At 67.9% G+C, this 14957-nt stretch carries 12 protein-coding genes; 8 read left to right on the forward strand and 4 right to left on the reverse strand.

Annotated features, from left to right (window positions below):
* From GWG54_RS03595 to GWG54_RS03615, 5 genes are all read left to right on the forward strand, one after another.
* The coding region (locus GWG54_RS03595; RefSeq protein WP_312854247.1) for a LamG-like jellyroll fold domain-containing protein at window positions 1–1328 on the forward strand (1328 nt) is incomplete at its 5' end.
* Between the two features lie 526 nt (window positions 1329–1854).
* On the forward strand, window positions 1855–3060 hold the full coding sequence (locus GWG54_RS03600; RefSeq protein WP_209438249.1) for an ABC transporter substrate-binding protein: 1206 nt from the start codon (window positions 1855–1857) through the stop codon (window positions 3058–3060).
* 12 nt (window positions 3061–3072) lie between these two features.
* Window positions 3073–4044: a carbohydrate ABC transporter permease gene (locus GWG54_RS03605; RefSeq protein ID WP_167936477.1), complete on the forward strand. Its 972-nt coding sequence runs from the start codon at window positions 3073–3075 to the stop codon at window positions 4042–4044.
* On the forward strand, window positions 4041–4952 hold the full coding sequence (locus tag GWG54_RS03610) for a carbohydrate ABC transporter permease (RefSeq protein ID WP_167936478.1): 912 nt from the start codon (window positions 4041–4043) through the stop codon (window positions 4950–4952). Before GWG54_RS03605 ends, GWG54_RS03610 begins: the two co-directional genes overlap by 4 nt.
* Before the next feature lie 40 nt (window positions 4953–4992).
* Window positions 4993–6159: an ABC transporter ATP-binding protein gene (locus GWG54_RS03615; protein WP_167936479.1), complete on the forward strand. Its 1167-nt coding sequence runs from the start codon at window positions 4993–4995 to the stop codon at window positions 6157–6159.
* A gap of 56 nt (window positions 6160–6215) precedes the next feature.
* On the opposite strand, the gene GWG54_RS03620 is transcribed toward GWG54_RS03615, so the two are convergent.
* The gene (locus GWG54_RS03620; RefSeq protein WP_167936480.1) at window positions 6216–6926 is read right to left on the reverse strand and encodes a DUF4013 domain-containing protein; all 711 of its coding nucleotides are present in this window, start codon (window positions 6924–6926) and stop codon (window positions 6216–6218) included.
* Between the two features lie 982 nt (window positions 6927–7908).
* Between GWG54_RS03620 and GWG54_RS03625 the strand changes: the two genes are divergently transcribed.
* Window positions 7909–9696 carry an ABC transporter ATP-binding protein gene (locus GWG54_RS03625; RefSeq protein ID WP_167936481.1) on the forward strand — a complete coding sequence of 596 codons (1788 nt, stop codon included), beginning with the start codon at window positions 7909–7911 and terminating at the stop codon, window positions 9694–9696.
* A gap of 49 nt (window positions 9697–9745) precedes the next feature.
* Here the strand turns inward: GWG54_RS03625 and GWG54_RS03630 are convergent, their stop codons facing one another.
* Window positions 9746–10645, reverse strand: a complete 900-nt coding sequence (locus GWG54_RS03630) for a glycosyltransferase family 2 protein (protein ID WP_167936482.1) — start codon at window positions 10643–10645, stop codon at window positions 9746–9748.
* Window positions 10646–10855: 210 nt separating this feature from the next.
* On the opposite strand from GWG54_RS03630, the gene GWG54_RS03635 reads away from it, so the two are divergent.
* Entirely contained in the window at window positions 10856–11839 is a 984-nt protein-coding gene (locus tag GWG54_RS03635) for a glycosyltransferase family 2 protein (protein WP_167936483.1), read from the forward strand.
* Here GWG54_RS03635 and GWG54_RS03640 read toward each other — a convergent pair.
* A complete protein-coding gene (locus tag GWG54_RS03640; protein WP_167936484.1) occupies window positions 11827–13146 on the reverse strand; it encodes a polysaccharide pyruvyl transferase family protein in 1320 nt (439 codons plus the stop codon). The two genes, GWG54_RS03635 and GWG54_RS03640, sit on opposite strands and share 13 nt — an antisense overlap.
* Window positions 13143–13847 carry a cytidylyltransferase domain-containing protein gene (locus GWG54_RS03645; protein ID WP_167936485.1) on the reverse strand — a complete coding sequence of 235 codons (705 nt, stop codon included), beginning with the start codon at window positions 13845–13847 and terminating at the stop codon, window positions 13143–13145. Before GWG54_RS03645 ends, GWG54_RS03640 begins: the two co-directional genes overlap by 4 nt.
* A gap of 149 nt (window positions 13848–13996) precedes the next feature.
* On the opposite strand from GWG54_RS03645, the gene GWG54_RS03650 reads away from it, so the two are divergent.
* The gene (locus GWG54_RS03650; RefSeq protein WP_167936486.1) at window positions 13997–14932 is read left to right on the forward strand and encodes an NAD-dependent epimerase/dehydratase family protein; all 936 of its coding nucleotides are present in this window, start codon (window positions 13997–13999) and stop codon (window positions 14930–14932) included.
* The last annotated feature ends 25 nt before the right edge of the window (window positions 14933–14957 follow it).

Below are 14957 nucleotides of genomic sequence, written 5' to 3' on the forward strand. Positions count from 1 at the left end.
GGGCGGCCGCGGGGGGCCCCCGCGCCGGGAGGGACCCGGCCCCCCGCGCCGCCGGGGAGGGGTCGGGGGGGGGAGCCGCCGAGGACGGCGGACTGGCCACGCCAGACGCGTCCCCGACGGGGGCCGACGGTGCGCTCCGGGGTGATCCTGAGATCGTCGACGGCGCCGCCGGCGACGCGGTCGCGCTCGACGGCGAGGACGACTACCTCGAGGTCGGCACCCCCGACGCCCTCGATTTCACCGAGACCGGCTTCACCGTCGAGGTGACCTTCGAGGGGATCGACGACGCCAACCACGGCCCGCTGCTCGCCAAGGGCGACTACCAGTACGCGCTGAAGACGTCCGGCGGCGACGCGTTCGAGTTCTTCGTCTACGACGGCGACTGGGTCACGCTGCAGGCGCCGATCCCCGAGACGGCCCGCGAGGGGTGGCACACGCTCGCGGGCGTCTGCGACGACGACGAGCTCCGGCTGTACCTCGACGGCGAGCGACTGGCCGCCGAGGACCACTCGGTCGGGAGCATTGACTCGAGCGGCGCACCGGTTCGGATCGGGCAGAACGCTGACCAGGACCGCTACACCGAGACAACGGTCGACGCCGCGGCCGTCTACGACGCCGCGCTCGACGACGAGGCGCTCGCGGACGGGTTCGACGAACCGCCGGAGAGCGCAGTGCTGTGGTACGACCTCGACGAGTTCGAGGAGGCCGACGACGAGGGGTACGGCCCCGGCTTCGCGACGCGGTACGCGTACCGGTTCTTCGGGACCGGCGAGGTCGTCCTCGACGTCGAGTCGGACCCCAACGATCGACTCCGGAGCGCGATCGGCGACTGGCTGCCGAAGGTCGGCGTCCGGCTCGAGCTCCCCGACTCGTTCGGCGAGTTCGAGTGGTACGGCCGCGGTCCCCAGGAGACGATGCCCGACCGCAAGTGGGGCGTCCGCGTCGGGCGCTACTCGGGGTCGGTAGACGAGCAGCACGTTCCCTACCTGCCGCCACAGGACAACGGGAACAAGGCCGAAACTCGCTGGGCCGCCGTCACGAACGACGACGGGGTCGGCCTCGCGGCCGTCGCCCACCCCGAGATGCACGTCAATCTCGAGCAGTACGCGAACCTCGACGAGGCCGACCACGGGTACGAACTCGAAGAGCGCGACTCCGTCGGACTCGACCTCGACCACGCGGTCACCGGCGTCGGCGGGACGCCGACCACGCCGCTTCCGGAGTACCAGGTCCGACCCGAGTCGATGGCGTTTACCGTCTCCCTTCGGCCGTTCGCCGACGAGGATCCGATGGCGCTGGCGAAGCGGCGGCTCCCCGACGCCGAGTAGTCGCGGGCCCGACTCGGCCACTACGCGGTCACCGCGGGTACCGGATTTCGATATCGAGTGCAACCACCGAGCGGTTTCGGGTCGGCACCTCGATCGATCGCCGTCGCTCGGTCGATCGTCGGCTGCAGCGTCGCCCCGAGAACCCGGAATCGCCTCGACGGGGGCGATACCGACACTCCTCGTTTCGGAACCGATCGGGACCACGATTCTGCCGTCGGAAAAACCCTGACATGTTTAAATTGTCGTGGCGTTTCGAGTTGTCAGAAAATGTACGGCGACGGCGAACGAAACGAACGGGGGATCGCCGCGTCCGTCGGATCGTTCTCGAGGTCGTCGTTCGATCGTCGTCGCCGAGAGCGAGCAAACGACGCCGTACCCTGTTCCTCCCGCACGGGGAGTGCCAGCCATCACCACAAACATTAAGTGAGATTAATTCTTCGAGGTAATCGAGTGGACTATGTCCAATAATAACTCGCATTCGAGGCGACGGGTGCTGAAAGGGGTAGGAGCAGCGAGTGCGGCGGGAATGGCGTCGCTCGCGGGCTGTCTCACCGGAGAGGAGGAAAGCGAGAACACGCTGGAGGTCCTCCACGGCTGGACCGGCGGCGACGGTGCGGAAGCCGCGGACGCACTTTTCAGCGCGTTCGAGGAGGAACACTCGGACGTCGACCTCAATAACAAGCCGATCGGCGGGGGCGGAAACGAGAACCTCGACCAGACGGTCTCGACCCGGCTCAACAGCGGGGACCCGCCGAGCGCGTTCGCCGGGTGGCCCGGTTCGAACCTGGAGCAGTACGACGGCGTCCTCGGGGACATCCAGTCGGACGTCTGGGAGGAAGCCGGCCTCGAGGACGCACACGTCGAGGAGGCGGTCGAGGCCTGCCAGTTCGACGACGGGTACTCGGCCGTGCCGATCGGCTCCCACCGGATGAACGACCTCTTCTACAACGTCGGCGTCCTCGAGGACGCCGGCGTCGACCCCGAGTCGCTCGACGACGTCGACGCGCTGATCGACGCCCTCGAGACGATCGACTCCGAAACGGACGCGACGCCGCTGGCGATGTCCCTCGAGGCGTGGGCGATCCTGCAGACCTGGGCGGTCGTCATGCTCAGCACGCAGGGGTACGACGCCTACATGAGCTTCATCGAGGGCGACGGCGACGAGTCCGCCGTCCGCGACACGTTCGAGACGCTCGAGGAGCTCCTCTCGAACTACATCAACGACGACGCCGCCTCGGTCGGCTTCACCGAGGTCAACCAGGACATCATGAGCGGCGACGCCGCGTTCATCCACGAGGGGAACTGGGTCGCCGGCGCGTACATCAACGAGGATCTCGAGTACGGCGAGGAGTGGGGCGCCATCCGATACCCGGGCACCGAGGACATGTACGGCCTCCACATCGACTCCTTTATCTATCCGGGCGACAACCCGAGCCCCGAGGCGACGGCGACGTTCCTGCGGTTCGCTGGCGGGGAAACGGCCCAGGTCGCGTTCAACCAGTACAAGGGGTCGATCCCGACCAGATCCGACGTCTCGACCGAGGAGTTCAACGACTACCTCACGGAGACGATCGAGGACTTCGAGGCGGCCTCCGAGAAGCCGCCGACGCTCGCGCACGGACTCGCCGTCGACCAGAGCACCCAGTCGTCGCTCGAGGACGTTCTCAACAACAACTTCGCGGACCCCTTCGACGTCGACGCGGCGACCACCGGGTTCATGGACGCGATCTAACTGACAGTTCACATGAAACGTCTCGTAGCGTTTTTACGGACCGTGCGAACCGAGCGACGCGTCCGGACGGACGGCGGCACGGCCGACGAGCGCTCGACCGCCGGCCGCTGGCGCGACAGCGACTTCCTCCAGTCGGCGCCGTTCTGGGGTCCGCCGTTTATCCTGATGGGGCTGTTCGTCTACGGCGCCATCGGGTGGAACTTCCTCCTGTCGCTGACCGACCACTCCGGGTTCGGTCGTCCGGACTACACCGACCTCGGACTGCAGAACTACTGGGCGATGGTCCAGGATCCGTCGATCTGGGAGGCGACCCGGAACACCGTGGTCCTGCTCGTCGTCTTCACTCTCGCGTGTCTGGCGGTGGGGCTCGTGCTGGCGATCCTGCTCGACCGCGAGATCCGATTCGGTCGGACGTTTCGAACGGTGTATCTCCTCCCGTTCGCCCTGTCGTTTATCGTCACCGCCCAGTTCTGGCGGTGGATGTACAACGTCAACGACGGGATCATCAACCAGTTCTTCGGGCTGTTCGGCCTGGGTCCGTACAACTGGCTCGGCGACCCGCGAATCGTCCTCGGGGCGGTCATCTTCGCGCTGGTCTGGCAGTTCAGCGGGTACACGATGGTCATCTACCTCGCTGCGCTCCGGTCGATCCCGACCGCGCAGTACGAGGCCGCCAGAGTCGACGGCGCGGGAACGTTCCGGATGTACCGGCGCGTGATCGTCCCCCAGCTGCGTCCCGCGATCGTCAGCGCGACGGTCGTGCTGGTGTTGTTCGCGCTGAAGGCGTTCGACTTCCTGTACGCGGTCTTCGACGGCTACCGGCCGCGCCAGGGGTCGGACATCCTCGCGACCAAGATGATGCGCGAGGGGTTCAACAACTCCGAGTGGGCCTACAGTTCCGCGATCGGGCTGACCCTGTTCGTCCTCTCGCTGGCCGTGATCGCGCCGTACCTGTACACCCAGTACAAGCGAGGTAACCTATGACAGACGAGACAGTTTCGGCCGAGCGAACCGTCGCGGACGAACGCCTGTACGATCGGCTCGACCTCACCCGGGTCGGGCTGTACGCGGCGTTGGTCGGGTTGACGATCTTTTACCTGATACCGGTTCAGTCCGGGTTCGTCACCTCGATCAAGACCTCCGAGGCCCTGATCAACACGCAGCCGTTCGCTCCCCCGGGTCCCGATGGTGCGACGATCGAGAAGTGGGCGTTCGCGTTCGACGCCCTCTCGCGGGGGCTGGTGAACAGCCTCGTTTTCACCGTCCCCGCGACGATCCTCTGTGCGGTGCTGGGGAGCATGGCCGCGTACGGACTGACGCTCGTCGACTGGCGCGGACAGGTCGCGGTTTTCGTCCTGTTCATCGCGGGGATCTTCATCCCCTACCAGTCGGTCGTCATCCCCCTCACCCAGTTCTGGTCGCAGTACGCGATGCTCGATCACCGGCTGGGACTCGTCCTGTCGTCCCACCAGGCGACGCTCCTCGAGCTCATCGTCACCCACACCGCGTACGGGATCCCGATCTGTACGATGCTGTTCCGGTCCCAGTACAAGACGATGTCGTGGGAGATGATCGAGGCCGCGCGACTCGACGGCGCATCCGTCTCGCGGATCTACAGGCGGATCGTGTTGCCCCTGTCGATCCCGATGTTCGCGGTCGTGTTCATCTTCCAGTTCACGCAGATCTGGAACGAGTTCCTGTTCTCGCTGACGCTCATCGGGAGCGTCAACGATCCCGCCGCCTCGACGACGCTGATCCTGTCGGGGCTCGGCGAGGCCCTCGAGGGCGTCGATTACCCGCTCCGGATGGCGGGCGCGCTGATCACGGCGCTGCCGACCCTGATCGTGTACCTCCTGTTCGCCGACAAGTTCGCGGAGGGGGTTCGCGTATGACCGCCCGACGACCGATTCGACCCGCAACGAGGTTCTGACTATGGCACAAACCAAACTCGACAACATCACGAAAATCTTCACCGAAGACGACGGGAACGAGATCGTTGCCGTCGACGAGGTATCGATCGATATCGACGACGGCGAGTTCCTCGTCCTCGTCGGCCCGTCCGGCTGTGGCAAATCGACGACCCTGCGCATGATCGCCGGACTCGAGTCGATCAGCTCGGGCGAGATCCGCCTCGGAGACCGGGTGATAAACGACGTCCCCGCGAAAAGCCGGGACATCGCGATGGTGTTTCAGTCCTACGCGCTGTACCCGCACATGACCGTCCGGGAGAACATGTCGTTCGGGCTCGAGGAATCGACCGACATGGCCGACGACGAGATCGCACGACGCGTCGAGGAGACGGCGGAGATGATGGGGATCGCGGAGCTGCTGGACCGAAAGCCGGGCGAGCTCTCCGGCGGCCAACAACAGCGCGTCGCGCTCGGTCGGGCCATCGTCCGCGACCCGTCGGTGTTCCTGATGGACGAGCCGCTCTCGAACCTCGACGCGAAGCTCCGGGCGGAGATGCGAACCGAACTCCAGCGCCTCCAGGAGGAACTCGACACGACGACGGTCTACGTGACCCACGACCAGACCGAGGCGATGACGATGGGCGACCGCGTCGCGATCCTCGACGACGGACGGCTCCAGCAGGTCGGGACGCCCCTCGAGTGCTACCACCGGCCGGCGAACCGGTTCGTCGCGGGGTTCGTCGGGGAGCCGTCGATGAACTTCGTCGAGACGACGCTCCGGGACGAACCCGACGGGGCGGTCCTGGAGGCGGACTCGTTCGACTATCCGATCGCGGACAAGATCGCGGCCGAACTTCCCGAGTCGTCGAACCCGGTGCTCGGCATTCGCCCGGAGGATATCGAGATCTCCGAGGGGGCGCCCTCCGGCGAGCACGATATCGCGGCGACGATCGACGTGATCGAACCGATGGGCGACGAGAACATCGTCTACCTGCAGTTCGGCGACGACTCGTCGGTCCGCGGGACGTCGATCATCGCGACGATCGACGGGATGCGCCGCTTCGAGAGCGGCGAGACGGTGACCGCTCACGTTCCCGAATCCGCGATCCACCTCTTCGACGGGGCGTCCGGCGAGGCGTTACACAACCGACGCCTCGAAGCGGCCGACTCCCAGGTACCGCGCCTCTGAGCGCCGTCGGGGCCCGTCGCCTCGCCGTTTTCTCGGTTTCGCCGTCACAGGTCCGATCAGGCGTCGATAGGCGTCGTGTTACCCGCCGTCGTCGCGCGCCGGTATCCGGTGGCGACGACGCGACTCCCCGCGAGAACGAGGTACGCGCCGAACAGCGCCGCGAGCAGTCCGGCGATGTCCCCCGACCGGATCGCGATCGAAATCGGCACGAGTCCGATGCCGAGCAGCGCGAATCCGGTCGTCCACGCGGTGACGTAGGGGAGCCGACCGAGGGCGGGAGCCACCCGCTCGCGGTCGAAGGCCGCGCGCACCGACCCCGTCTTCGTCGCGGCGGCGGCCGCGGCCGGAAGCGCGTACGCGCACGCGAGGAAGAGAAATAGCGTCGCCGTCGAACTCACCAGAAACGCGGCCGGGATCTCGCCGCTTCCGCCGGCTCCCGCTTCGGCGAACGACGACGCCGTCGCGAGCAACAGCGCGACGGGTCCCGCGAGAAAGACCGCAGCGATCCCCAGCGATCTGATCCCCGACAGCGCCGACGGGCCGACCTCGAGCCGCGGCGGCGCTCGACCCTCGTCGACGAGGACCCGGGACAGGTAGCCGACCAGGACGGCGAGCGCGAGCGCCGTCGCCGCGCCGGGAAGCACCGCGACGATCGACGGGACGAACTCGACGACGTACCGGCAGCCGACCGCGATGGCGACGACGATTCCCGCGACGCCGACCGTCGGCGCTCCCCTGCTCGGGTACTCGAGCGCGTCAGCGAGCATCGCGTCGCCGGGAGTCGAGCGCGGTTCCGTTCGGACGGGCGCGTCGTCCGCGCGTCGCGGGCCTCCGGCTACGGCTCCACCTCACGCGTTCCCACCGCGTTCCGTGCTCGTCGTATCCATGTCGGTTCGGTACGAACTCTCGGAGTAAGTGCGCTGCGGTCGTCGGAAGCGTCGCCGTCCGGAGGCGGCGGACCGACTGTTCCCCGTCCGCGCCGAGTCGGTCCTCTTCGAGGCGCCCGACCTCGAGCCGCCTCCCGCTGCACCGGGACCGACGTTCGAAGGGGACTCGAGGCGACGCCGCGCGAACCGACACCGACCCATTATATCAGTTATAGTAATTATATTAGTATCGGAGAGGTAGTCCGGCTCGCCGCGATCGACCGCCGATCGGCGAACGGCGACCGGTCCGCTCGGTTGTCGGTCGATCGAACCGCGGTCACCGCCGCGAGCGGCGCTGACGACGCCGGCGCCGAGACGCGATCGACCGATTTCCGCACGGCGCCCGATTCGGCGTTGACGGCGGCACCGACGGACCGCGGTTCGTCCGCGAATCCGTCGCGAGCGCCGCACGGAACGGCGCTGCGGTTCCCGTCGATCGGGCCGCGACTCGAGCCCGCGCCCGCTGCCGAGGGCGTCGATTTCGGGTCGAAAGTCGCGAATCTGAGGCCCGACAGATATTTAGTATTCTCGAGGAGAGTAGGTACAACTCGTCTCGGATACTAGTTACGGAGCCGATCTAGCGACCGCGAAATCGCGGCCGCGTGGCACTGTCCCGCCGGAACCGGCACCCGAGCGATGCGAGATCCTCGAGAACCCGATCGTCGAGGATCGGCTCGAGCAGCTCGGCGACGTTCGACGGCGCGGGAAGGCGGTGGGCGACTTCGTCGCGAAAACCCGTTCGTCGGCGACGAGCGGGTAAATCTTCGCCGCGATAGAGAGTAATAATCTTATAGTGGTTCGGCTATGAAGTCGGGTTCAGTAGATGGATACGCAAGATATCTCTCGCCGGGAGAAGCTTCGCGGGCTCTACAAGGTCGCGACGTTTCGCCCCGTCCTTACTGCCGCCATCGTCGCCGCCAGCGTCGTGACCGCGCTGCTCGAGGGGATCGGGATCAGTTTCATCATCCCGATCGTCGAGATCGTCCAGCAGCCCGGCGACCCGACAGCCGACGCCAGCGGCGAGGTGGCCGTCTTCGTTGCGATCTACGACACGCTGGGGATCCCCTTCTCGCTCGGAACGGTCGTTCTCGGAGTCATTGCGATCATGGCGGTGCGGTTCGCGACGACGTTTCTCGTCGAGTGGCTCCGGATCGCCCTGCAGACCCGGTACGTTCGGCACCTCCAGACCGACGCGTTCGGAAGCGCCCTCCGCGCGGAGGTCTCGTACTTCGACGAGGAGGGGTCCGACGACATTTTAAACGCGATCGTCACGCAGGCCGAGATCGCGGGGAAGGTCATCCGCGACGTCATCAAGTTCGTCAAGGAGCTGTTGCTCTGTGGCGTCTACCTCGGAATCGCGCTCTACCTCGCGCCGAGGCTGACGCTGGCCGCGGGCGTGATGCTCGGCGGGCTGACGCTGTTCGTGCGAAAGATCGTCGAGCCCGGGTACACGATCGGGGACCGGGTCGCAGACGCGAACGAGGAGATTCAACGCTCGGTTCAGGCGGGCACTCAGGGGATCCGGGACGTCAAGCTGTTCACGCTGACCGACGAGCTCTTCGACCGGTTCTCGACCCACATCGACACCTACACGCGGTCGTCGATCAAGCTCGGCCGCAACGAGGCGCTCATCGACAACGTGTACAACTTCGCGGCGGCGTCGATGGTATTCGGACTCATCTACGTCGCGATCGGATTTACGGGCCTGTCGCTGGCCGCGCTCGGGATGTTCCTGTTCGCGATGTTCCAGCTCGCGCCGCGGCTGAGCCAGGCGAACAACTACTTCTACCGGGTCGAGGGCACGTTCCCCCACCTGATCCGAACCCAGAACTTCATCGGCGAACTCCGTCGCCGCGAGGAACCGGCCGGCGGCGACCGTCCGGTTCCGGAGAGCCCGTTCCCGATCTCGTTCGACGACGTCTCCTTCGCCTACGACGACGAACCGGTGCTTCGGAACGTCTCCTTTCGGATCGACTCCAACGAGTTCGTCGCGTTCGTCGGCCCCTCCGGCGCCGGCAAGTCGACGATCGCGGTCCTGCTGGCCCGCCTGTACGATCCCGACGGCGGGGGGATCACGGTCGCCGGCAGACCGCTGTCGGCGTACGACGTCACCGACTGGCGATCGCGGGTCGCGGTCGTCCGCCAGAACCCGTTCCTGTTCAACGACACGCTCCGGCACAACGTGACCGTCGGGAACCGCGACGCGAGCCAGCGCGAGATCGAGCGGGCCTGCGAGATCGCCCACGTCACCGAGTTCCTCGACGACCTGCCGAAGGGGTACGATACCGAACTCGGCGACGACGGCGTCCGGCTCTCCGGCGGCCAGCGCCAGCGCGTCGCGCTCGCCCGCGCGCTGTTGAAAGACGCCGATGTCCTCATCCTCGACGAGGCGACCAGCGACCTCGACTCGGGGATCGAGGACCGGGTCCACACCGCCATCGAGGAGATGGACCGCGACTACGCCATCCTCGCGATCGCGCACCGCCTCTCGACGGTCCGCGGGGCGGATCGGATCCACACCGTCGAGGACGGTCGGATCGTCGAGCGGGGCGACCACGGGGAACTGCTCGACGAGGGCGGCCGGTACGCTGACCTCTACGCGATGCAGTGATCGGCGCGGGGGCGACGGCTCGCTCGCGGGCGCGTCGCGCTCCCGGCGCCTACCTCCGGCTCCGGAGCTCCCGGAACTGCCCCAGCCGTTTCGCGAGGTTCAGGACGTACCGCAGCCCGTAGAACAGCAGCTTCTCGGAGGCGCCGAGCCCGTCCCAGACCGCCTCGAGCTCCCCCCGGACGGACGAGGGTCGCGGCGGGAGGTACTGGCGCGGGTCGGCGAGCCCCCGACCGTGCTCGAGTTCGGGGTGGAGGCGGCGTTTCTGCTCGATCCCGCGACCGATCCGGACGTACTTGCCGACGAGTTCGCGCAGCGTCGATCGGGGCGGGTGGAAGACGACGGCGTCGGGTTCGTAACGGAGCTCCCAGCCGGCCCGCCGGACCCGACGGCCGAACTCGAGGTCGCCCCCCGAGACGAGGCGGTCGTCGAACGTCCCGACGTCGTCGACGACCTCGCGTCGAATCAGCAGGCAGGTCGTGGGGGCGTACCCCTGTTCGCGAACGTAGCGTTCGACCGGGAACCCCGAGAGCCGGTTGTACCGCCCGACGAGTCCCTCGTCGGGGGCCTCGAGGATCTCGACCCGACACCCCATGTAGTCGCATCCGGCGGCGTCCATCGCGGCGACCGCCCGCTCGAGCCAGTCGGCTTCGACCGTCGAGTCGGCGTCGAGGAAGGCGAGGATCTCGGCGTCGTCGCTGGCGGCCCGGATGCCCGCGTTTCTCGCGGCGTAGGAGCCCTGGACCTCCGACTCGGTGACGAGGGTGAGCAGCTCCGGACGGGAGTCCCGGTACGAGCGCGCGACGAGGGGCGTCTCGTCGGTCGAGCCGTTGTCGGCGACGACGACCTCGTAGTCGTCGACGGTCTGGTCGACCAGCGACGAAAGCGTCCGGCGAAGGCCCTCGGGATCGTCGTAGACGGGGACGATCACCGACACCCGCGGCTCGCTCATTCGGGACCACCCTCGAGGGCGGGAACGATCATACACGGATTCCCGACCATCCGTGCAATAAGGTTACGCTCGGCGCGCCCTGCGGGCGGGTGCAGGGCCGTCGGGCGGGCCGCCAGCACAATTGTTTAGTTGCGGTGACGGGCTGTCGTCCGTATGGGAAGCGACGAGCACTCGAGCCAGGAGCGGGCGCCCGACGGGGGACGCTGAGGGATGGGAGCGAACTGCGAGACGCCCGTCGCGGTGTTTCTCTACAACCGTCCGGACACCACCGCGCGGATGATCGAGGCGGTCGCGGCGGTCGAGCCCGAGACGCTGTACGTCGTCGCCGACGGCCCGGTCGACGAGCGCGACGCCGAGCGCTGCGCGGCCGCCCGCGCCGCCGTCGAGGACCGGATCGACTGGGACTGCGACGTCCGTCGCACGTACCGCGAGCGCAACCACGGCGTCGCGAGCGTCCACGAGGGGATCGACTGGGTGTTCGAGCGCGAGCGGGAGGCGATCTTCGTCGAGGACGACTGCGTGCCCAACGAGTCCTTCTTCGAGTTCTGCGAGGCGATGCTCGAGCGCTACCGCGACGACGAACGGATCATGTCGGTCAACGGGACGAACCGCCACGAGACCTGGAAGGCCGACCGCCAAGATTACCACTTCGTGACCTACCAGGGCGTCTGGGGGTGGGCGACCTGGCGCCGCGCCTGGGAGCACTACGATCCGGAGATGCGCGAGTGGGCCGACCCGGAGGTGCGCAACCGCGTTCGGGACGTCATCTGCGACGACGAGCAGGTCGCCTACCAGTTCGAACGCTTCCGGAAGCGCTACGAGGGCGAGTCGGTCGCCTGGAGCAAGCCCTGGCGGTTCGCGATCACGATCAACAACGGGCTCTCGGTCGTCCCCGCACGAAATCTCGTCTCGAATATCGGGTTCGACGAGCGGGGGATCCACACGACCGACCCCGAGTCCGACCTCGCCGAGATTCCCCGCTACGAGCTCTCGGCGCCCTACGAGGGGCCCGACGCCGTCGCGCCCGATCGGCGCTACCAGCGGACCTACTTCGAGCGCTTCGAGCGGACGAGCCGACGGGAGAAGGCCCTCGAGTACGGGACCAGACGCGGCAAGCAACTCGCGGCCCGGCTGTTACCGCCGACGATCACGGACGCGCTGAAACGGCGCCTCGAGGGCACTCACTCGAGGTAGCGCACGTTTCGGCCCGCGTCGTCGGCGAGTTCCGCGCTGCGCTCACGCAGGCGCTCGCGAAGCGCCTCGCCGCGGTCGGCGTACGAGCCCGCGAGCTCGACGATCGGCTCGACTGCCTCGTGCAACGAGAGCGCGTCGAACGTCGGGGCGTCCAGCCCCGCCTGCTCGACGATCCCCCGCGTCTTGTGGGTGTTCGCGGTCAGCGTGACGATCGGCGTCCCGCCGACCAGCGCGTAGATGCTCGGGTGCCAGCGCCCGCTGACGTAGACCTCGGCGGCCGAGAGCACGTCGATCGCCTGTCGAACCGGCGTGTGCGGTCCGATCAGCGGGTACCCCTCGCGCTCGGCCAGCGGGCGGAACAGCTCGGCGTCGCTCGAGCAGGAGGCCGTCAGGACGACCGGCGCGACCTCCTCCTCGAGGCGGGCGCAAAGCTGCTCGTAGGCGGGCTCGGGATCGTACGGCGGTCGATCGGGGCGATTGAAGATCGAGCTCCCGCCGACGCAGACGTAGGGCTCGTCCGGGTCGAACCCCGCCGCCGAGTCGGGCCAGACGTCGAAGTAGCCGTCGCGGCCGGCGACCGACGCCCACCGCTCCCGGTCGTCGACCGGGTCGTAGGTGAACGCGGCGTCGGCGCCCAGGTGGTCCGCGGCCGTCCCCGGGACGGCGTGTTCGGCCGCCCGAGCCGAGTACGGCTCACGGAAGACCACGTCCTCGAGCAGCGGGTAGACGTTCTCGGCAAGCGTGTTCATCACGGGGTCGTGGAGGTCGGCGGTGTGGTTGACCAGCAGGCAGGGCGTGTCGTACCGGCGGGTCGCGAGGTAGGCGATGAAAAACATCATCCGCCCCTTGCGCTGGCGGTCGTACACGCTGCCCTCGCCGTTGATCAGGACGACGTCGCTCGAGGCGATCGCCTCCCGCTCGAACGCGAAGCGCTCGCCCCGTTCGACCGCGTCGGCCGCCTCGGGGTACTCCGCGAACGTCACCGGCAGGTCGTCCCACCGACCGGTGAGCGACTCGTAGCGCTTGTAGGCGCCGCGGCGGTCGGTCGACGGGAGCGCCCGCAGCGCCCGCAGCGCCCGCTCCCTGACATCGGCCTGCTGGAACGCGAACTTGCTCAGTCGCGCCGGGAACGATCCCGGTTCGAAGACGGCCTCGCCGAGGCGGCGCGGGTCGTCCATCGACTCCAGGAACAGCGTGTGCGTGATCTCGCCGCCGGCGTCGTCGACCAGTCCCCGAAGTGCACGGGTCGTCCCCCGACACCCCCAGTTCGAACTCGTCGTCGTGTCGTTGACAAAGAAGACGTTCATCGGGGCGCGATCCCCCCGGCGAGGTGTTCGAACTCGCGGGCCCGGGCGATCGCCTCGAGCCGTTCGAGGTCTTCGGGCGTATCGATCTCCCCGCTGCGGTGGCGGGGCATCTCGTGGATTCCGATCTCGCCGCCGAGCCGACAGCCCTCGCGCTCGAGCAGGTCGGTCCGGACCGCGTAGATCGAGCCGTTCTCGCGGTACCGCGTCTCCATCTCCTGGCGCATCGGCCGATCGGCGGGGTCGTAGTTGATCGGCGCCGCGCCGTCGTCGCCCTCCCGCCAGAAGAAAGCGTGATCCTCGCAGGCGCTCAGCGCCGAGTCGTACCCCGCCTCGGTGAGCAGCGACACCGCCTCGTCGATGTCGCCCGGGCGCCGCAGCGGCGAGGTGCACTGGAGCAACACGACGATCTCGGGCGCCTCACCCCTCGTCCGGAGCTCCTCGACGGCGTGGAGCAGCGCCGCCTCGGTCGGGGAGCGATCGCCCGCGATCTCGGCCGGACGCTCGATCACGTCGGCGCCGGCCTCGCGGCTCGTCGCGGCGATCTCGTCGTCGTCGGTCGAGACGTACGTGGCGTCGACGCGGTCGCTCTCGAGGGACTGCTCGATGGTGTGTGCGATCAGCGGCGCGCCGAGGAAGGACGCGACGTTTTTCCTGGGGATCCCCTTGCTGCCGCCGCGGGCGGGAACGATGGCGGTGATCATGCGTTGCAGGCGGTTGTCCGAGGGGCGACATAAACCCCAGCAGAACGGTCTCGCAGCGGCGAACGACCGCGGGATCGCGACCGACGGGACGGGCCCACGCGTCGGGCGAGAGCGAGAAGCTTATGCGACGACGCCCGACAAGAACGATCGTGAACGATCAACGCGTCCTCATAACCGGCGGCGCCGGGTTCATCGGGTCGAACCTCGCGAACCGTCTCGCCAGCGACAACGAGGTCGTCGTCGTCGACGACCGCTCGCTCGGGACCCCCGAGAATCTCGATGCGAGCGTCGACTTCCGCGACCGCAGCGTGCTCGAGGACGACCTCCCGACCGACGTCGACGTCGTGTTTCACCTCGCGGCGCTGTCCTCGTACGCGATGCACGAGGACGAACCCGCCCGCGGGGCCCGCGTCAACGTCGAGGGCTTCGTCAACACGGTCGAGCAGGCCCGCGAGGACGGCTGCGACACCGTCGTCTACGCCTCAACCTCCTCGATCTACGGCAGCCGGACCGAGCCCTCGCCGGAGGACATGTCGATCGCGGCCAACACCGGCTACGAGGCCTCGAAGCTCGCCCGCGAGCGCTACGCCGAGTACTTCGCCAACCACTACGACATGAACACGGCCGGGATGCGACTGTTCTCGGTCTACCAGGGGTACGGCGGCGGCGAGGCCCACAAGGAGGAGTACGCCAACGTGATCGCCCAGTTCGCCGACGACCTCGCCCACGACCGTCGGCCGAAGCTCTACGGCGACGGCTCCCAGACGCGGGATTTCACCCACGTCGACGACATCGTCCGCGGCCTCGAGCTGGCGGCCGACCACGAGCTCACGGGCGTCTACAACCTCGGGACCGGGACCGCCCACGACTTCGAGACGGTCGTCGAGCTGCTCAACGACGAGCTCGGCACCGAGATCGACCCCGAGTACGTCGAGAACCCGATTCCCGAATCGGTCTACGTCCACGACACCTGTGCGGACGCCTCGAAGATGACCGCCGAAACCGGGTGGGAACCCGGGATCGATCTCCGGGAGGGGATCCGGCGGGTCTGCGCGCCCTACCTCGACACCGCGGCGGAGCCGTGACCGGCATTGGATCCAAGAACTGTTT

It is taken from the genome of Natronococcus sp. JC468, from assembly GCF_012163165.1.
Taxonomy (GTDB): domain Archaea; phylum Halobacteriota; class Halobacteria; order Halobacteriales; family Natrialbaceae; genus Natronococcus; species Natronococcus jeotgali.

What these genes read in the sequence shown, in the direction of transcription:
- GWG54_RS03630 (WP_167936482.1), bottom strand. Translation starts at nt 10,645, where the DNA reads ATGAGCGAGCCGCGGGTGTCGGTGATCGTCCCCGTCTACGACGATCCC.
- GWG54_RS03635 (WP_167936483.1), top strand. Translation starts at nt 10,856, where the DNA reads ATGGGAGCGAACTGCGAGACGCCCGTCGCGGTGTTTCTCTACAACCGT.
- GWG54_RS03620 (WP_167936480.1), bottom strand. Translation starts at nt 6,926, where the DNA reads ATGCTCGCTGACGCGCTCGAGTACCCGAGCAGGGGAGCGCCGACGGTC.
- GWG54_RS03605 (WP_167936477.1), top strand. Translation starts at nt 3,073, where the DNA reads ATGAAACGTCTCGTAGCGTTTTTACGGACCGTGCGAACCGAGCGACGC.
- GWG54_RS03600 (WP_209438249.1), top strand. Translation starts at nt 1,855, where the DNA reads ATGGCGTCGCTCGCGGGCTGTCTCACCGGAGAGGAGGAAAGCGAGAAC.
- GWG54_RS03625 (WP_167936481.1), top strand. Translation starts at nt 7,909, where the DNA reads ATGGATACGCAAGATATCTCTCGCCGGGAGAAGCTTCGCGGGCTCTAC.
- GWG54_RS03640 (WP_167936484.1), bottom strand. Translation starts at nt 13,146, where the DNA reads ATGAACGTCTTCTTTGTCAACGACACGACGACGAGTTCGAACTGGGGG.
- GWG54_RS03615 (WP_167936479.1), top strand. Translation starts at nt 4,993, where the DNA reads ATGGCACAAACCAAACTCGACAACATCACGAAAATCTTCACCGAAGAC.
- GWG54_RS03610 (WP_167936478.1), top strand. Translation starts at nt 4,041, where the DNA reads ATGACAGACGAGACAGTTTCGGCCGAGCGAACCGTCGCGGACGAACGC.
- GWG54_RS03645 (WP_167936485.1), bottom strand. Translation starts at nt 13,847, where the DNA reads ATGATCACCGCCATCGTTCCCGCCCGCGGCGGCAGCAAGGGGATCCCC.